Genomic DNA, 19,267 nt, shown 5'->3' with positions numbered 1-19,267 from the left:
ATCGAATAGGGTTATTGGTGAGAACATAACGCGCGCGGACACGAGACGCCTAAGTCCCGCGCCTATTCGGTGAGGAGGAGAAAGACATTGCGTGTATCCGGAGTTACCGTCCGACGCCGCATCTTTGTTGCGCTGCTGTTGGGTTTTCTGCTGTTTTTGTTGTTGATTACACGCCTTGGGTATGTACAGCTTTGGAAAGGTCCGGGATTAAAAGAGAATGCCGAAAATCTGTGGACCCGTAACATTCCGTTCGAAGCGAAGCGGGGGCGCATCTATGACCGCAACGGTGAGATACTGGCGTACAATGTTAGCATACCGTCCGTTATGGCTATTCCCGTACAAATTAAAGATAAAACCGACGCCGCGCGTAAGCTGGCCCCGATTCTAAAGGTTGAGGAACAAAAAGTCCTGAAGGAAATTAGCCGGCGCGAACTTATCGTGCGTGTGCCGGGCGGACGCCGCATCTCACCTGAAATAGCCAGGCAGGTGCAGGCTCTTAATATTTCGGGCATTCAACTGGCGGAAGATAGCCAGCGCTACTATCCGTACGGATCGCTGGCGGCGCATATCCTTGGTTTTACTGGAGTGGACAATCAGGGATTGACCGGTATTGAGCGTGTTTATGATGAACAGCTAAAAGGCAAAAAAGGATACATCTCATTCGGTGCAAATGCGGCCGGACAAAAAATGCCGGGCATGCCTGACCGATTTATCCCGCCGGTAGACGGCCAGGATGTGCACCTGACGATTGATGCGAACATCCAGCGCATCATCGAACGTGAGCTGGATCAGGCAATAGCCGTATATCAACCGGATGATGCGATTTCGATTGCAATTTCGCCAAAAACGGGAGAAGTATTGGGCATGGCAAGTCGCCCGACTTTCGACCCGGGCCATTATCGCGATTATCCGGTAGAGACATACAACCGCAACCTGCCGATTTGGAAGACGTATGAGCCGGGGTCTACGTTTAAGATTATTACGCTGGCCGCAGCACTAGAGGACAAGAAAGTCAATCTGGATAAAGATATGTTCAATGATCCGGGGTTCATTAAGGTCGCGGGTGCCACGCTGCGTTGCTGGAAGCGGGGCGGACATGGTCAGCAGACATTTCTTCAAGGCGTGGAGAACTCCTGTAACCCCGGGTTCGTACTTTTAGGCCAGCGCCTCGGCAAAGAAAGGTTATTCCATTACATTAAAGAATTCGGTTTTGGAAAACGGACGGGCATCGATTTGCTTGGCGAAGAGAACGGGGTATTGTTCCGAATGGATCGGGTGGGTCCTGTAGAGCTTGCCACAACAGCATTTGGCCAGGGCGTATCTGTAACGCCAATTCAGCAAGTGCAGGCAGTAAGTGCTGCGGTAAACGGTGGCAAGCTGATGAAACCGTATCTGGTCAAATCATGGCATGACCCGGAAACCGGCAAATTAATGAAGGAAAACAAGCCGCAGCAGGTTCGTCAGGTGATTTCTCCGGAGACGTCCGCCGAAGTTCGCCGGGCATTGGAGAGCGTCGTGGCTAACGGAACAGGCCGTAATGCCTATATCGATGGGTATCGTGTTGGAGGAAAAACCGGTACAGCTCAGATAGTAGAAAATGGTGTATATTCGAAGAGCAAGCATATCGTATCATTCATCGGTTTTGCACCGGCTGATGATCCGCAAATTCTTGTCTATACGGCAATAAACAACCCGAAGGGGATTCAGTTCGGCGGTCTGGTAGCGGCGCCAATCGTACGTAACATTATGGACTCTTCTCTGCGTTATATGAAAATCGCGCCCCGTACGCAGCAAATGGAGAAGAAGTATCAGTACCCGGACAAAAAGATTGTACAGGTGCCGAACCTTATCGGCATGGAACGGAAGGAAATCGCCGGATCCTATTATACCTTCCCTCTTGACATTGCAGGCGATGGCAACAAAGTATCCTATCAGTCGCCGCAGCCGGGTACGCGGGTGGAAGAAGGCGTGACGATTCGCGTCTATCTGGGTGACAAATAAAACAAAGAGCATTACAATAAATGCGGTACAATTCACTGATAGCGACGAAGCGAATGTTTCGCGAGAAAGAAGGAGAACGACAATGCAACTAGACGAGTTACTGGCACCTCTCGCCCTCTGGCGGGTCGTAGGGGACGCAAAAACGGAGATTACAGGGATCGAAATCGATTCGCGCAAAGTACAGCCGGGCGACCTGTTCATTTGTTTGCCCGGCTTTACGGTCGACGGCCATGATTTCGCTGCAAAAGCCGTCTCGCAGGGCGCAGTGGCTATTCTGGCGCAACGCACGGTGGAGGTGGATGCTCCGGTTATTTATGTTCCGGATACCCGGCGGGCGATGGCAGTACTTGCCGATCGCTTTTTCGGCCAGCCGACGCACCAGATGAAAATTATCGGGGTGACAGGAACGAACGGCAAGACGACCACCACCCATTTGATTGAACGGATTCTGGACGAAGCCGGACATGTGACCGGCATTATCGGCACGATTGAGATGCGCCTTCAAGGCGAAATCCGCGAAGTGAAAAACACCACGCCGGAAGCGCTTGATCTGCACCGCGCATTCCGCTGGATGAAAGATAATGGCGCAGAGTATGCGGCCATCGAAGTGTCGTCCCATGCGTTAGACATGGGACGGGTGCGCGGCGTACGCTTTACAACCGGTGTATTTACTAATCTGACGCAGGATCATCTTGATTACCATAAAACAATGGAAAATTACTTGCAGGCGAAAGGCCTCTTGTTCTCCCAGCTTGGCAATGAGTATGATAAAGAGCGGATGAAATATGCGGTACTGAACGCCGATGATCCGGCAAGTGAGGTGTTTGCCCGTATGACTCCGGCGCAGGTCATTACATATGGTATCAGCAGTAAGGCAGACGTACGTGCCAGAAACATTTCCATTACGGCGAAAGGCACGTCATTTACGCTGGAAACATTCGCAGGCAGCACGGATGTAACCTTGCGCATGATTGGCAATTTCAACGTATACAACGTACTGGCAGCAACGGCGGCCTGCCTCGTGGAAGGCATCCCGCTTGAGCAAATTGTGCGTACGCTTGAGAAGGTGGAAGGCGTACGTGGCCGGTTTGAGCGCGTAGACGCAGGGCAAGACTATACGGTTATTGTCGATTACGCCCATACGCCGGACAGTCTGGAGAACGTGCTGAAGACGATTCGCGAATTTGCCGAAGGCAAAGTATACTGTATTGTAGGCTGCGGCGGCGATCGTGATAGAACAAAACGGCCGATTATGGCATCTATCGCGGCGCGCTACGCCGATGTAGCGGTCATCACATCCGACAACCCGCGTTCCGAAGAGCCGCAGGCGATAATCGATGAGATGGTAGAAGGCCTCATCGCGGACGGTATAAGCGAAGAGCGCTACTTTACGCGGATAGATCGCCGGGAAGCGATTCGTGAAACGATTCACAGGGCGGGTCCGAAGGATGTGGTTCTTATCGCCGGTAAAGGACATGAGACATATCAAATTTTAAAAGACAAAACGATCCACTTTGATGATAAAGAAGAGGCATATCAAGCCATACTAGAAAAGAAAAAATAGGATGAGGAGTTTATAGAAAGGAGGGCGTGTCATGCTTGTACGAGTTTTGTTTTTTTCTATCGCTGCAGCTTTTTTAATTGCTGTGCTTATCGCTCCGCTCTTCATCCCTATTCTAAGGCGATTGAAATTTGGTCAGGAAATTCGCAAAGAAGGACCGAAGGGACATCAGAAAAAGGCGGGAACACCGACGATGGGCGGTATCATTATACTACTGGCCTTAACATTTACGGTGATTAAATTTACCAATCAGTCGGTGGAAATCTTTTTGCTTCTCTTTATTACGCTTGGTTATGGACTTATCGGGTTTCTGGACGATTTCATCAAAATTGTAATGAAGCGCAATTTGGGATTGACCGCAAAACAGAAATTATTTGGTCAGCTTGTCATTGGTGCCGTATTCTACTACGTTCTGGTTCGAAATGGATATGACACTTCCATCTCCGTTCCCGGAACAGGATGGGGCATGGATATTGGCTGGTTGTATTTTCCGCTTGTGCTGATTATGACAATTGGCGCATCCAATGCGGTAAACCTGACCGACGGATTGGATGGTTTGCTTGCGGGTACGAGCGCGATTGCATTCAGCGCATACGCTGTGATTGCCTGGATGACGAGCCAGATGAATATCGCTATTTTTTCCGCTGCGGTGGTTGGTGCGGTACTTGGCTTTCTCGTCTTTAACGCGCACCCTGCCAAAGTATTTATGGGAGATACGGGCTCGCTTGCGTTAGGCGGCGCCATTGCGGGAATAGCTATTCTTACGAAAACGGAGATTTTGCTGGTTATTATCGGTGGTGTATTCGTAATGGAGGCCCTGTCTGTCATTATTCAAGTTATTTCATATAAAACACGTAAAAAGCGGGTATTCCGCATGAGTCCGCTGCATCATCATTATGAGTTGGGTGGCTGGTCCGAGTGGCGAGTCGTGGTAACTTTCTGGTTTGCCGGACTGATTTGTGCGAGCCTGGGTGTATACATTGAGGTGTTAAGCTGATGTCTATTGAAGAAGGAAGAGCATTATATAAGGGGAAACAAGTGGTGGTACTAGGCCTTGCCAGGAGCGGGGCGGCTGTGGCCCGACTCTTAAAAGCGTGCGGAGCGGACGTTACGGTCAACGATAAGAAACCCGAGAATGAGTGCGAAGAAGCGGAGGCGCTCCGCGCAGGCGGAATTACCGTTATTTGTGGGGAACATCCGGACGATATCGTCAATCCGTCTGTCGATGTGGTCGTCAAAAATCCGGGTATTCCCTATACGGTTGCACCAATTCAAGCAGCGCAATCTCTTGGCATTCCGATTGTTACGGAAGTAGAGATTGCGTATGAGTTATCGGATGTGCCGATCATCGGTATTACCGGATCAAACGGCAAGACGACGACCACGACATTAATCGGCCGCATGCTTGAAGAGGGAGGTTTGCATCCGATAGTAGCAGGCAATATCGGTACACCTCTTAGTGAGCAAACGCTGCATGTCCGGAAGGGGCAAACGCTGGTGGCCGAGTTAAGCAGTTTCCAGTTGAAAGGAACGCGCAGGTTCCGTCCGTCGATCGCTTGTTTGCTGAATGTGTATGATGCCCACTTGGACTATCATAAAACAAAAGAAGATTACGTACATAGCAAAAGCAAATTGTTTAAAAATCAAGAAGAGACCGATGTGGCAGTGCTTAATTATGACAGCCAGATCTGCCGTAATCTGGCCGACGATATTCGTTCGCAGATCCTATGGTTTAGTACAAAGGAAGAAATAGAGCAAGGCGCTTTTGTGCGTAGCAGTGAAATTATATTCAAACGTCCGGTAACAGGTGCACTTGCGGAGAAGCTGGACGAAGCACCCGAAGAAGAAAGGGTGGTCCGTTTAGACGAGCTGGCATTGCCGGGAGCGCATAATCTTGAAAACATTCTGGCGGCAGTCTGCGTGGCCAGGGCGGCCGGAGCGGACATAGAAGCGATCCGCCGCATACTACGCACATTTGCCGGTGTAGAACACCGTCTGGAATTCGTCGCTGAAATTGAGGGCGTTAAGTATTATAACGATTCGAAAGCGACCAATCCAGAAGCAGCCAGCCGGGCTTTAACATCTTTTTCGGCACCCATCGTCTGGATTGCCGGAGGGCTTGATCGCGGCATTGACTTTAAAGAAATGGTGCCGCTTATGAGACAAAACGTAAAAGCAGTCATTACTTACGGGGAAACGGCAGAAAAATTGTTGGCTCGGGCGGAAGAGGCAGGGATTATTCGGGCGAAGCGCGTCGATACTGTTACTGATGCGGTTGCCGAGGCCCGCTCGATCGCTCGGGAAGGTGACATTGTACTGCTCTCACCGGCGTGTGCCAGCTGGGATATGTACAAATCGTTCGAAGAGCGGGGGGTCTTGTTTAAGCAATCCGTGCATAAGCTTAAAACAAGCCCGTAACCGCTGTTTGAATGTTTAATCGAAATCAGGTGATTGAACGGACAGGCAGGCGGAGGCGGCAAATTCTGTGCTGTAAGAGGTGTTTCGCTTGACAAAGGCCCGTTCAACTCCTGATTTTATTATTATTGTCGTGACATTTGTGCTGCTGGCGATTGGCGTGGTGATGGTATACAGCTCGAGCGCCGTAGTCGCCGCTCAGAAAGGCGATCCGTTCTTTTTTACCAAACGCCAGCTTATTTTTGCCACACTCGGCATTGTGACGATGTTTATAACCATGAACATCGATTATTGGGTATGGAAAAAATGGGCGAAACCGGGACTGCTTTTTTGCTTCTTTCTGCTGGTTGTCGTCCTTATCATTGGAAAAGAGGTCAATGGGGCGAAAAGTTGGCTCGGCATTGGTGCGTTCGGGATTCAGCCGGCGGAATTTATGAAGTTGGGGATGGCTATGTTTCTGGCGAAATGGCTGACGGAAAATCAGAAAGACATCGGTTCATTTACCAAGGGGATCGTACCGTCGCTTGGTGTTGTTTGTTTGGCGTTCGGGCTGATTATGCTGCAGCCTGATCTTGGCACCGGTACGGTGCTGTTCGGCACGTCTGTGCTGATGATTTTCATCGCCGGCATGAGAATTCAGCACCTATTGGGGCTAGCGTTGTTAGGTGTGGCCGGCTTTGTCGGACTCATTCTGGCCGCCCCTTACCGGATGGACCGTATTACCGCTTTTGTTGACCCGTGGTCAGATCCGCTCGGAGACGGCTATCAGATTATCCAATCGCTTTATGCTATCGGACCGGGTGGATTGATGGGACTTGGCATTGGCATGAGCCGCCAGAAGTTCTTGTATTTGCCTGAGCCGTATAACGATTTTATTTTTTCGATTTTGGCGGAAGAGCTAGGGTTTATCGGTGGTGCGACTGTGCTGCTTCTGTTCCTGCTCTTGCTGTGGCGCGGTATGCGCGTTGCGGTAACAGCGCCTGACTTATTTGGCAGCCTGCTTGCGACAGGCATTATTGGAATGCTGGTGATTCAGGTAATCATTAATGTAGGTGTCGTGACAGGCATGTTCCCTGTTACGGGAATTACGCTTCCGTTTCTAAGCTACGGAGGCTCTTCGCTCACTCTGATGCTTACCGGCATGGGCGTTCTATTAAATATCTCTCGCTATTCCCGTATGTAAGATGTTAACGCCGGTCGCTTGACGCACATCGAAGAGTAAGAATGGCTTTCTTTTTCTTCTCTCTGAAATTCGAATCACCATTCGGTAGCCGGAAAAAGAAAGTCATTCTTTCCTCATTTCTTTGGTAGGCAGGCCTAAGCTTTATGTCCTGCTTTCCGGGGGAATTTCGAAAAGCTATATTAATAGTGAATAGTTTTATATAAAAGGAGCAAGGTTTGCATGAATATTGTGATTAGCGGGGGCGGCACAGGCGGACACATTTATCCTGCACTCGCCCTCATTAAAGAGATTAAGCGGCATGAGCCCGACTCCCGTGTACTATATATCGGAACGGAAAGAGGGCTTGAAGCGGAGATTGTCCCCAAGGAGGGGATTTCGTTCGAGTCGGTATACATTACCGGGTTTAAGCGTAGTCTCTCTTTCGAAAACGTGAAAACCATTGCAAGATTCCTGAAAGCGACCCGCCGGGCAAAGCGTCTCATCCGGGAGTTTAAACCGGATGTGGTTGTAGGCACCGGCGGTTATGTTTGCGGTCCGGTCGTATATGCCGCAAGCACGCTCGGCATTCCTACACTGATTCATGAACAGAATGTCATTCCGGGACTCACCAATAAATTTTTGTCACGTTATACAGAGCGGGTTGCTGTTACCTTTTCCGGTTCGGCTTCGTATTTTCCACGGGCGAAAACGATCGTAACCGGCAATCCGCGGGCGACCGAAGTCGCCAGAGCAGATGGCTGTGTCGGGCTTGCGTCGCTCAGCGTGCCCCCGGGCAAGAAGTACGTGCTTATTGTAGGTGGAAGCCGCGGGGCCAAGGCGATTAACGAAGCGGTAATTGATATGGCATCCAGCCTTTCCGGTTATCCGGACTACCATTTTATTTATGTGACCGGTGAAGTACATTATGAGAAAACATTAGAAGCCATTCGCGGAACCGGAGGCATACCGGAAAATATGACCGTCCGTCCGTTTATTTATAATATGCCGGAGGTGCTGGCTGGTATCGATTTAATTGTAAACCGGGCAGGCGCATCTTTTCTTGCGGAGATTACGGCGCTTGGACTACCGTCCATTCTTATCCCTTCTCCGTATGTGACGAACAATCATCAGGAGAAAAACGCGAGGTGGCTGGAAGAACAGGGAGCGGCACGCGTTATTCTGGAGCCGCAGTTGAATGGCGCAGCTCTTCTTGTGGAGATTGATACAGTACTGAGAGACGACGGAAGAGTTCAGGCGATGCGCCGGGCGGCAAAAGCGCTGGGACAGCCGGAAGCGGCTACGCTCGTCTATAACGAATTAAAAATGATTGCCCGTGCCTGACTGTAACACAGTGGGCGGGGCGATCATACATTATCCTAGGCGCGTGACCCACGGAAGCGGTGCGCACCGGGCAGGGATTCATAGAGGAGGTTCTATTATGCAGAAGCTGATTACAGAATTGAAAGAAGCCAACATCGGAACAGTGCTCATAGACGAACCGCTGGCTAACCATACAACATGGAAAATCGGCGGACCGGCAGACATTCTTGTTGAACCGACTGACAAAATGGCGTTGGCTCACTGTATGAAGCTCGTTCACAAGCATCATGTGCCCTGGTATATACTGGGGAGAGGCTCAAACATGCTTGTGCGGGACGGAGGAATCCGCGGCATTGTCTTTAAACTGGCTGATGGATTTGATCACCTTACCTTTAACGGGGAAGAGGTAGAGGTGGGCGCCGGTTACTCGTTTATACGATTGGCGGTAATGGCCGGGAAAGAGGGATTGACCGGGCTTGAGTTCGCCGGCGGTATTCCCGGTACGGTGGGCGGTGCAATTTATATGAATGCGGGTGCACATAGCTCCGATGTTTCACGTATTCTCAAATCGGCTGAAGTGTTGCTCGAAAACGGGGAATTGGTTTGGCTTACACCGGAAGAACTCGGATTTAGCTACCGTACGTCTGTCCTGCAGAAAGAAAGAAGAGGCATTGTGGTAAGCGCCGTATTCAAGCTTCAATACGGTGACCGCAAAGAGATTGCACGCCACATGGCGGCGTATAAAGACAGACGCCGCCAGACGCAGCCGCTGTCAATGCCATGCGCGGGCAGCGTATTCCGCAATCCGCCGGGCGATCATGCAGGACGCTTGATTGAGAGCGCCGGACTCAAAGGACTTACGGTAGGAGGAGCTCAGGTTTCGGAGAAGCATGCCAATTTCATCGTAAATCGGGGAAACGCGACGGCCCAGGATGTCCTCGACCTCATGGAACAAGTGATGAAGATTATCCATGAAAGGTATAACGTCAAGCTTGTTCCGGAAGTATTGGTGGTGGGCGAGGGGTAAACGGAGGTGAAATCTTGGAGTCATTCGTGATTGAGGGAGGAACCCCCTTATCGGGAGAATTGCGTGTTCAAGGTTCGAAAAACGCCGCGCTTCCCATTCTGGCAGCTACGGTGCTGACAGGAGGTTCCTACACCATCTACGATGTACCCCGTCTCTCTGATATCGATGTTATGCTCAAGATTTTGGCGGAACTGGGTGCCGTATGCTCGCATCAGGGTACGACGGTTCATGTGGACACAACAGCGCTCGCTTCTTCGATGGTTCCGCAGGATTTGATGGGCCAGATGCGCTCATCCATTTTTCTGATGGGACCGCTTTTAGCCCGGTTCGGTGAGGTCACTCTTTCCCGCCCTGGCGGGTGTGCCATCGGAGAGAGGCGTATCAACCTTCACTTAAAAGGATTGGAATCACTTGGTGCAACCATTACAGCCCAAGACGGGCTCATTCGCTGTACCGCAAGCAAACTCAAGGGCGGTGTGATTTTCCTGGATTACCCGAGCGTCGGGGCGACGGAAAACATTATGATGGCGGCCGTGCTGGCGGAAGGCGAGACGATTCTATCAAACGCGGCGCGCGAGCCGGAAATCATTGATCTGCAGAACTTTCTGAATCGCCTGGGTGCCCGTGTGCGTGGAGCGGGAACGGATCGTATTGTTATCGAAGGAGTATCTACCCTGCAGGCAGCGGACTATCAGGTGATTCCTGACCGGATTGTTACCGGAACGATGATGCTGGCAGCAGCGATTACGCACGGAGCGATTACTCTGCGCAATGTGAATCCGATGCATACGGTAGCTTTACTAGATGTTGTAAAACAATGTGGTGTTGAAATCGACTATGGGCATGATATAATTACGGTAAAGGCAAGCGGTTCATTCCGCGCCATTGACCGTATCATGACGGCTCCGTATCCCGGTTTTCCGACCGATATGCAGTCACAGACGATGGCATTTCTTTCTGTAGCAGAAGGGTGCAGTATTATAAAGGAAACGGTATTTGATGGGCGATTTCGGCATGTGAATGAGCTGTGCCGTCTGGGCGCCGATATTTACGTGGATTTAAACACCGCTTTTATTCGCGGAGTACCGCGCCTGTCAGGTACGGTAGTGGAAGCGACTGATTTACGAGCCGGTGCGGCGTTGATTATCGCGGGGCTTGCTGCGGAAGGGGAGACGAGAGTGGCGCAAGTGTATCATATTGATCGCGGCTACGACCGGATTGAAGAACAGCTTGCGAGTCTAGGGGCCCGTATCCGAAGGGAATGTTAGACGCACACTTTCAACAAGCATAATTTGTGCATGTGAAGCGGCATATGAGAGTATGCCGCTTTTGTAAGTTTTACAGGTTCAAAAGCGGAGGAATGCGGAATGGCTAATATAGAGAAAATCCCGCGTTTACGGAAGGAGAACCGGAAGAAGAGAACCAATCGTCAGCTGCTTGTGCTGATGATGCTGTTTTTTTTGGTGTTGCTTGTGGTTCTGTTTTTTCAGTCTTCTATCAGCCGGGTACAGGATATCTCTGTCACAGGGACCCAACTTGTCTCAGCTGACGAAGTAATCAAACAATCACACCTTACGTTTGATATGCAATATTTGCTTGTCAACAAAGAGAAAGTAAAGAATTCTATTGTTACAGCGCTTCCGGCAATTGAAAGCGTGGATGTGCGCAAAACATTTCCTGGGAAGATAGAATTGGCTGTCAAAGAAAGACCACGGGTGGCTCTGTTCATGGACGGGCAGGGTGCGCTGTATCCGGTTACGAACAAAGGTGGAATCTTGAAACAGTACCCAATCGGAGACGGGACGGTGGACAAGCCGATAATTCGGCGTTGGCAGACAGAGAATCTTCTGCCCAAATTCGCTGCGGAACTGGACAAATTAGATCCGGGCATCCGCCAGCAAATATCCGAGATTCAGCACGAGTCCGACAAGAATAATCCCGAACGACTTATATTATTTATGAAAGATGGATTTGAAGTACATACCACCATTCAGAATTTCGCCGACAACATGGCGTGGTATCCTTCGTTTGTACAAAGTTTGAAGCAAGAGGGAAAGACAGAAGGGATTATCAATCTATCAGAGGTGAAATGGTTTGCGCCGTACAAGCAGCAGCAACCGGCAAACAATGAAAAATAGTCTTAGAGTCCGCAAAATCCATGTTTATTTAACGCTCGTCTTCCTTGTCTCCGGGTTCATTGTCGCTTATTCGGTGCAATTGACAATGAGAGGAACAAGTAATCTTCAGACCGCTATCGATGAAAGTGAATGGGAGAAGAAAGTAAGATTAAACGAGAAGCTGATCAGTGAGAAAGAAACGAATGAGGAGCTGGAAAAAAGGCTTGTGAAACTGCGGCTCGAAGTGAACGAGAAAGAAAAGGAGCTATCAGAGCGGCAGGCTATTTCTAAGCAGGTGCTGGGTGAGCTGGAAGAGCTTAGAATGAAGGCTGGATTAATGCCGGTCACAGGGCCTGGCGTAACTGTGACGTTAAACGATAGCAAGTCTGCTGCTGCATTTGATAATGTTGCCGACGGTATTGTACACGATCAGAACATTCGCGATGTGGTGAACGAATTGTTCGCGGCGGGGGCGGAAGGAGTTGCGGTAAACGACCAACGCCTTGTCAGCGGATCTAGCGTACGATGCGTCGGCCCGACGGTTATCGTAAATGACACGAAGCTGGCGCCGCCGTTCGTAATCGAGGCTATCGGGGATAAAGATACGCTCGTATCCGCCATGAAATTACCCGGTGGAGTCATTGATATGCTAAAGCAGCGAACGCTAGAAATTTCTATTACCGGCTCCGACAAAATCGAGTTGCCGGCATACGTAGGGGAAACGGAAAGAAAAGCAGGGGTTCCGTCCTCGACGATTCACGGGTAGAAGCGGTGAGGAAGCAATATGAAAAATAATCGACAGGTCCCATTCATAATTACGGTCATAAGCATTATCATTGGTTTCATGTTGACGGTGCAATTTCGTTCAAATTCGCCAACTTTCGCCACAGAAAGACAGGATACGTTTCAATTACGGCAGAGTGTACAAAAAGAAATGGAGCGCCATCAAAAGTTACTAAATGATATATCAAAATATGAAAAGCTGTTAAGTGAATACGAGACATCGATAAACGAAGGCGGCGGTCTTTCCGTGGTTCAGGAAGAGCTTTCTCGTATTAAAAAGGAAAACGGCTTTGCTGACATGAAAGGACCCGGCATCATTGTCGTGATTGAAGACAACCCTTCCGAGCCAGGCGAGGACAAGTTGCAGTCGCCGGTTATCGACCAGGACTTGACCGATTTGACCAGCCTGCTGTTTGCAAACGGAGCGAAAGCCATTGCGATTAATGACCAGCGCCTGATTGTTACAAGTTCCATTCGCATCGTCGGTGAAGGGATTCAGGTGGATACGAAGCCGATCAATATGCCGTACATTGTAAAAGCAATCGGCGATCCGCAGAGCTTAGAAGCTGCCCTGCGTCTTCCCGGATCGGACCACGAATCAATGGAAGAGTGGTTCCACTTTTTGAATAAGAAATTCACTATCCAGAAGTCAGAAAGCGTCACTGTTCCTGCACATAAAGGAACGGGGAGAGTGAGATATATGAAGCCTCTGGAGCGAAAAGGAGCGTCGTAAGCGGATGTGGTTACCTGTCATTGGGTTACTTATCGGTGTGGTTCTTGGATTGTCGATTGAATTTCGTGTACCTGAAGAATACAGCAGCTATCTTTCCATTGCTGTTCTTGCCGCCCTGGATACGATTTTCGGTGGCTTGCGCGCACATCTGGACAACCACTTTGATATCAAAGTGTTTATGTCAGGCTTTTTCTTCAATACGCTGCTTGCGGCCGGGTTGGCTTTTTTAGGCGTATATATGGGCATTGATTTGTATTTGGCTGCCATTTTCGCGTTCGGTGTTCGTCTGTTTAATAACATCGCCATCATTCGTCGGATTCTTATCGGACGCTGGTTTGGCGACAAGGAAGAGAAACCGTTGCCTTAATGCATAATTTTTATAAATTTTCTCCATGAAAAAAGGGAAACAACGTTTAATGTGGAAGTAAATAAAGTAAATCATTTTTAATGCTACGCTATGAAAATAAAAAAAGAGGAGGTGCCAAATTTGAACAACAGTGAATATATTGTCAGCTTAGATATTGGTACATCCAAAGTCAGGGTAATCATTGGAGAGATTAACAGCGGAACCATAAATATTATCGGGGTCGGTACTGCAGACTCGCATGGAATCAAAAAAGGAGCCATCGTTGATATTGATGAAACGGTTCAGGCAATTCGACAGGCCGTAGAAAAAGCAGAGCGGATGGTCGATCTGCCGATTCGCCATGTTGTTGTCGGAATTTCCGGCAACCATATTCAGCTTCAGTCCAGTCATGGTGTGGTAGCGGTTTCCAGTGAAAATCGGGAAATCAGTGACGAGGATATCGAACGCGTCATGAAAGCCGCACAGGTGATTGCGATCCCGCCTGAAAGAGAAATTATTGATGTGGTTCCCGTTCAATATATCGTCGACGGCCTCGGAGAAATCAGCGACCCGAGGGGTATGATGGGCGTGCGTCTGGAAATGGAAGGCACAATCATTACAGGGGCCAAGACTGTCATACATAATCTAATGCGCTGCGTAGAACGGGCAGGCTTATCCATTGTTGGAATGTATCTTATGCCGCTTGCATCCAGTGAAATTGCATTGACCAAGGATGAGAAAAATTTAGGAGTAGTACTTGTGGATATTGGCGCCGGATCAACCACGGTGTCCGTGTTTGAGATGGGGACATTGAGTGCCTTCTCTGTGCTTCCGATTGGAGGGGATTACATCACGAACGACATCGCCATCGGGCTTCGGACGACGACGGAAGAGGCGAAACAGATTCAACTCAATAACGGATGTGCGCTGATTGAAGAAGCAAATGAAGACGAACACTTTCTGGTGAAAAGAATCGGAAGCGATGTGGAGAAAGAATTTACTCAAGTTGAATTGGCCAATGTGATTGAGCCCCGTGCTGCAGAGATTTTCAACTTGGTAGAAGACGAGCTTCACCTCCTCGGTTATGATACAAGCATACCGAATGGTTTTGTGCTGACCGGCGGCGTCGCCAACATTCCAGGTCTGCTGGAGCTGGCGCGCTATGAGTTGCAGGCGCCTGTAAGGATTGCCATTCCGGATTATATCGGTGTGCGTGACCCTTCCTATACAACAGGGGTTGGATTGATTAAATACGCGTCCAAATATTATATGCATCAGATGCCGCGGCAAGTAGAGACGAAGCAGCCTCAACCGAAAAGCAACCGAAAATCTACCACTGTGCCTAAGGTGCAAAAGGAGCCGAAGGAGCATGGAGGAGTTATCAAGAAGGTTAAAGAGTGGTTTAGCGAATTTATTTAGATTGTTTGCATGATAAGTGAGGGGGACTTAACTACATGTTGGAATTCGACTTGGAAATGGATACACTCGCACAGATAAAGGTTATCGGTGTGGGCGGCGGCGGAAGCAACGCCGTCAACCGCATGATTGAAGGCGGCATTCAAGGGGTAGAATTCATTGCTGTCAACACGGATTATCAAGCATTGAATTTGTCAAAGGCGCAGCATAAGCTGCAAATTGGTGGAAAACTGACACGGGGACTTGGTGCCGGGGCGAATCCGGAGGTTGGTAAGAAAGCTGCGGAAGAAAGCCGTGAGCACATCGAACAAGCCCTCCGTGGAGCTGATCTTGTCTTTGTTACGGCTGGTATGGGCGGGGGAACCGGAACCGGTGCGGCGCCTGTCATTGCGGAAATTGCCAAGGAAATCGGTGCGCTGACGGTAGGCGTCGTAACCCGTCCGTTTACGTTCGAAGGACGCAAGCGTCAATTGCAGGCAGAACAGGGCATTTGTGCTCTTAAGGAAAAAGTGGATACGCTTATTGTGATTCCGAATGATCGTTTGTTGGAAATTGTCGATAAGAATACCCCGATGCTCGAAGCTTTCCGCGAAGCGGATAACGTGCTGCGTCAGGGTGTACAGGGTATTTCTGACTTGATTGCCGTACCGGGACTTATCAATCTGGACTTTGCTGACGTAAAAACCATTATGACAGAGCGCGGATCTGCGCTGATGGGCATCGGGATTGCCACAGGAGAAAACCGGGCAGCCGAAGCGGCGAAGAAGGCAATCTGCAGTCCGTTGCTCGAGACATCAATTGATGGCGCTCGTGGCGTACTGATGAACATTACCGGTGGCACGAATCTAAGCCTATACGAAGTGAATGAGGCGGCCGATATTGTAGCATCCGCTTCAGATGCAGAAGTGAACATGATTTTCGGTGCGGTTATTAATGAGAATTTGAAAGACGAGATTGTCGTTACCGTTATCGCGACAGGATTTGAAGAGTCGCAACAGCAGATGGCACGCCGTCCGCAGATAGATCCGGGCCGCGAACGCGAGAAGCCGATGGGTGGGCACAATCTGAGACCGATACGTCGGACAAGCCAATTCGAGCCGGAACAGAATATCGAAGAGACACATCTCCCTCCGTCCCGTCCGGAACCGCGCCAGGCTTCTTCTTCGAGCGGACTTGATAACCTGGACATTCCGACATTTCTGCGCAACCGCAGACGTAAAAAATAAGCGTGAATACAAAGAAGCCCTGAGCAGAGAGTGCTCAGGGCTCTGTTTTTATCGCCGGACCCGTGCTTCTGATTATAATTATAGAACCTACGTTCCTGTTTAGCAAGTTGTTTTATAACGAAATAGCGATAGATTTAAAAGAGAAGGTAGGCAAGATTGGTGAAGTAAATACGCGGACAGTACTCCATCTAGGTGGAAAAGAAACAGCGGAGTCTACTTTTTTATTTCTCGCCAGTGTCATATCCTGTCTAAATTTCCCCTCATATTTTGTCTTAATTTTTCATACGATTTAGGGACACTGCTATCTTTTTCTGTGTGATAATAAGAGCACAGAAGACGGGGAGGGGAGGTTCGGAGCGAATGTGACGATGTATGCCGACATTGTGTTTTTAACGAACGCTGTTATTGACTATATGCTGCTGTTTTTAACCGGGCATATCTGCCGTCAGCCGCTGCGAAAGCGAAGGCTTCTGTTTGCTTCGCTGGTTGGCGCCACGTATACCGTTTTTTTGTTTTTTCCGCCCTTATCTTTCGCATTTACTTTTTTAGCGAAATTATTATTCTCCTGTTTGATGATTATGCTTGCATTTCGCTGGACAAAAATGTGGGGATTCGTTCGACTTCTTGCCACCTTCTATGCCGTTTCATTCTTTATCGGAGGAGGGCTTATGGCAGCTCATGCCATGCTGGAGGAGAAAAGTGAGGTTGTAGACGGCATCGTCGTCACACATACAGGGGCGTCCGGTCCCCCTCTTACCCTTTGGTTTCTTATTATAGGATTTTCGCTGCTCTGGTGGGGTGTACGCTATGGTTATTACAGCGTAAAAGCCAGCCGTCAGGTAGATGTTCAGTATGTTCAATTGGAAGTGGACATATTCGGTCATACTATTGCCTGCCGCGGGTTTATCGATACAGGCAACCAATTGTTCGACCCTTTGACACGTATACCTGTGACCGTGATGGAAGCAGAAGTGTGGAAGGGGATACTTCCGGAGCGTCTGCTGCAGCGATTAGAAGAGGAAATAACCGCTTTTGAGTTAGATATGCCGGAAGAGGAAAGCAGATGGCTTGAGCGGCTGCGGTTCATTCCATACCGTACTGTATCAAGCCAGACCGGGTTTCTGGTTGCCATTCGTCCGGATGAGGTGCGCGTGTATGCGAATGACAAAACTTATTGTATAAACCGCATGCTCATCGGATTGCGTGCTGTGCGGCTATCGGCTGACCGAAGCTATCAAGCGATTGTGCATCCAAAAGGGATAGAAGAAAGGTACGTGATAGCTTCCTAAAAATTAAGGGAGACGCGAACTTCGTTTAGGAGTACGAAGGAAAAGAGAGAAGAGAACGAGAGGATGATTTCAATGATTGCAAGGCTACGCTTAATCGCTCAATTATGGTGGTATCGGTTCCTGATTCGCATTGGTGCAAAAGCTGAAGAAATCCATTATATCGGTGGTAGCGAAGCACTTCCGCCTCCGTTGAACCGTGAAGAAGAAGAATATTTATTAAGTCGGCTTCACACCCAGGACCCCGCTATTCGCTCAATTTTAATCGAACGCAATCTGCGTCTGGTTGTTTATATCGCCCGCAAATTCGAAAATACGGGCATCAATATTGAAGATTTGGTAAGCATCGGTACAATCGGTCTCATTAAAGCTGTGAATACATTCGATCCCGAGAAAAAGATTAAGCTGGCTACGTATGCATCGCGCTGCATTGAAAATGAAATTCTCATGTTCCTGCGCCGCAACAGCAAAGTCAAATCGGAAGTCTCATTCGATGAGCCGCTCAATATCGATTGGGACGGAAACGAGCTGCTGCTTTCCGACGTGCTGGGTACGGAAAACGATATTATCTACCGTGACCTTGAAGAGCAGGTAGACAAAAAGCTTCTATATAAGGCGCTTGATAAATTGTCTGAACGCGAGCGTATCATTATGGAAATGCGATTCGGTTTGAATGGAGAAGAAGAGAAAACCCAGAAAGATGTAGCAGATATCCTTGGTATCTCTCAATCTTACATTTCGCGGCTGGAAAAACGCATTATCAAGCGGCTGCAAAAAGAGTTTAATAAGATGTTGTAAATCGCTCGAATTGTTCGATGATTCGAAAGCGAATGTCTCATAATGTACACTGCATAATTTTTCCCTTCGCGGAGATACTTATCAGTAACGCTGGCTCCTTCAGGAGGGAAAAAGACGTGACACGCAACAAGGTAGAAATCTGCGGAGTGGACACTGCCAAGCTGCCTGTGCTGACCAACGCGCAGATGCGGGAACTGTTTGTCCAACTGCAAAGCGGAGAGTACGCAGCAAGAGAGCAACTCGTAAATGGCAACTTACGCCTGGTGTTAAGTGTAATCCAGCGCTTTAACAACCGCGGAGAATATGTGGATGATTTGTTTCAGGTGGGCTGCATCGGGCTAATGAAGGCCATCGACAACTTTGACTTAAGCCAGAACGTCAAATTCTCCACATACGCCGTTCCGATGATTATCGGAGAAATCCGCAGGTATCTTAGGGATAACAATCCCATCCGTGTCTCCCGTTCGCTGCGTGATATCGCATACAAAGCACTTCAAGTGCGGGATACGCTGACGAATAAAAATTCGCGTGAACCTACCATTATGGAAATTTCCGAAGAGCTGAACGTGCCGAAAGAAGACGTAGTATTTGCACTTGATGCTATCCAAGATCCCGTCTCACTGTTTGAGCCGATTTATCAGGATGGAGGCGATCCGATTTTTGTAATGGATCAAATCAGTGACGAAAGAAATCGTGACAGCCAGTGGACGGAAGAAATCGCACTAAGGGAAGCGATGCACCGATTATCGGACAGGGAGAAGCTGATCCTGTCGATGCGTTTTTTTGAAGGCAAGACGCAGATGGAAGTCGCTGAAGAAATCGGCATTTCCCAGGCACAGGTGTCTCGGCTCGAAAAAGCGGCGATTTCACAAATGCATAAGCATGTACAGTAAGGAATTATAATGAAAATTGAATAAGAAAAGCAAGCACCTGTCTTTTTGATAGGTGCTTGTTTTTTATGGAGGAAAATATACCAATACATAAAAATCCCCATATCTTCTCAGCCGCAACCCCGACATGAAAATCATGAGAAGAGCAGCTGACTTTTGAGGCGCGAAGGAAAAGAGAGGAAAGAA

At 49.0% G+C, this 19,267-nt stretch carries 17 protein-coding genes; all 17 read left to right on the top strand.

Annotation, left to right across the window (positions count from 1 at the left end; genetic code table 11):
• Positions 1 to 87 precede the first annotated feature (87 nt).
• Complete coding sequence (locus B2899_RS04715; RefSeq protein ID WP_286884353.1) at positions 88 to 2,001, top strand: stage V sporulation protein D; 1,914 nt, start codon at positions 88 to 90, stop codon at positions 1,999 to 2,001.
• Positions 2,002 to 2,083: 82 nt separating this feature from the next.
• Positions 2,084 to 3,565 (top strand): UDP-N-acetylmuramoyl-L-alanyl-D-glutamate--2,6-diaminopimelate ligase, encoded by a 1,482-nt coding sequence (locus tag B2899_RS04710; protein WP_286884352.1) that lies wholly within the window; start codon positions 2,084 to 2,086, stop codon positions 3,563 to 3,565.
• A 31-nt stretch (positions 3,566 to 3,596) separates the two neighbouring features.
• A complete protein-coding gene (mraY, locus tag B2899_RS04705; RefSeq protein WP_146808042.1) occupies positions 3,597 to 4,559 on the top strand; it encodes a phospho-N-acetylmuramoyl-pentapeptide-transferase in 963 nt (320 codons plus the stop codon).
• Complete coding sequence (gene murD / locus B2899_RS04700) at positions 4,559 to 5,980, top strand: UDP-N-acetylmuramoyl-L-alanine--D-glutamate ligase (RefSeq protein ID WP_286884351.1); 1,422 nt, start codon at positions 4,559 to 4,561, stop codon at positions 5,978 to 5,980. The genes mraY and murD overlap by 1 nt, the downstream gene beginning before the upstream one ends.
• An 88-nt stretch (positions 5,981 to 6,068) precedes the next feature.
• On the top strand, positions 6,069 to 7,160 hold the full coding sequence (gene spoVE / locus B2899_RS04695) for a stage V sporulation protein E (protein ID WP_146808040.1): 1,092 nt from the start codon (positions 6,069 to 6,071) through the stop codon (positions 7,158 to 7,160).
• 219 nt (positions 7,161 to 7,379) lie between these two features.
• The gene (murG, locus tag B2899_RS04690) at positions 7,380 to 8,480 is read left to right on the top strand and encodes an undecaprenyldiphospho-muramoylpentapeptide beta-N-acetylglucosaminyltransferase (RefSeq protein WP_286884350.1); all 1,101 of its coding nucleotides are present in this window, start codon (positions 7,380 to 7,382) and stop codon (positions 8,478 to 8,480) included.
• Positions 8,481 to 8,577: 97 nt separating this feature from the next.
• Positions 8,578 to 9,486: a UDP-N-acetylmuramate dehydrogenase gene (gene murB, locus B2899_RS04685; RefSeq protein ID WP_146808038.1), complete on the top strand. Its 909-nt coding sequence runs from the start codon at positions 8,578 to 8,580 to the stop codon at positions 9,484 to 9,486.
• Positions 9,487 to 9,500: 14 nt separating this feature from the next.
• Positions 9,501 to 10,754 (top strand): UDP-N-acetylglucosamine 1-carboxyvinyltransferase, encoded by a 1,254-nt coding sequence (gene murA, locus B2899_RS04680; protein ID WP_146808037.1) that lies wholly within the window; start codon positions 9,501 to 9,503, stop codon positions 10,752 to 10,754.
• 99 nt (positions 10,755 to 10,853) lie between these two features.
• The gene (locus B2899_RS04675) at positions 10,854 to 11,624 is read left to right on the top strand and encodes a cell division protein FtsQ/DivIB (protein WP_146808036.1); all 771 of its coding nucleotides are present in this window, start codon (positions 10,854 to 10,856) and stop codon (positions 11,622 to 11,624) included.
• Positions 11,581 to 12,369, top strand: a complete 789-nt coding sequence (locus B2899_RS04670) for a DUF881 domain-containing protein (protein ID WP_146808035.1) — start codon at positions 11,581 to 11,583, stop codon at positions 12,367 to 12,369. Before B2899_RS04675 ends, B2899_RS04670 begins: the two co-directional genes overlap by 44 nt.
• A gap of 18 nt (positions 12,370 to 12,387) precedes the next feature.
• The gene (locus B2899_RS04665) at positions 12,388 to 13,119 is read left to right on the top strand and encodes a DUF881 domain-containing protein (protein WP_146808034.1); all 732 of its coding nucleotides are present in this window, start codon (positions 12,388 to 12,390) and stop codon (positions 13,117 to 13,119) included.
• A 4-nt stretch (positions 13,120 to 13,123) separates the two neighbouring features.
• Positions 13,124 to 13,486, top strand: a complete 363-nt coding sequence (locus B2899_RS04660) for a small basic family protein (RefSeq protein WP_146808033.1) — start codon at positions 13,124 to 13,126, stop codon at positions 13,484 to 13,486.
• A gap of 120 nt (positions 13,487 to 13,606) precedes the next feature.
• Positions 13,607 to 14,884 (top strand): cell division protein FtsA, encoded by a 1,278-nt coding sequence (gene ftsA, locus B2899_RS04655; RefSeq protein WP_146808032.1) that lies wholly within the window; start codon positions 13,607 to 13,609, stop codon positions 14,882 to 14,884.
• 35 nt (positions 14,885 to 14,919) lie between these two features.
• Entirely contained in the window at positions 14,920 to 16,107 is a 1,188-nt protein-coding gene (ftsZ, locus tag B2899_RS04650; RefSeq protein WP_146808031.1) for a cell division protein FtsZ, read from the top strand.
• Between the two features lie 368 nt (positions 16,108 to 16,475).
• Positions 16,476 to 17,396 (top strand): sigma-E processing peptidase SpoIIGA, encoded by a 921-nt coding sequence (gene spoIIGA, locus B2899_RS04645; RefSeq protein WP_246147183.1) that lies wholly within the window; start codon positions 16,476 to 16,478, stop codon positions 17,394 to 17,396.
• A gap of 72 nt (positions 17,397 to 17,468) precedes the next feature.
• Positions 17,469 to 18,191, top strand: a complete 723-nt coding sequence (gene sigE, locus B2899_RS04640) for an RNA polymerase sporulation sigma factor SigE (protein ID WP_146808029.1) — start codon at positions 17,469 to 17,471, stop codon at positions 18,189 to 18,191.
• A gap of 116 nt (positions 18,192 to 18,307) precedes the next feature.
• Positions 18,308 to 19,084 (top strand): RNA polymerase sporulation sigma factor SigG, encoded by a 777-nt coding sequence (sigG, locus tag B2899_RS04635; protein WP_286884349.1) that lies wholly within the window; start codon positions 18,308 to 18,310, stop codon positions 19,082 to 19,084.
• Positions 19,085 to 19,267 lie beyond the last annotated feature (183 nt).

Source organism: Aneurinibacillus sp. UBA3580 (assembly GCF_002375825.1).
Lineage (GTDB): Bacteria > Bacillota > Bacilli > Aneurinibacillales > Aneurinibacillaceae > Aneurinibacillus > Aneurinibacillus danicus.
Note: the sequence above shows the minus strand (reverse complement) of the source record. Positions and strands in the feature narration are given on the sequence as shown.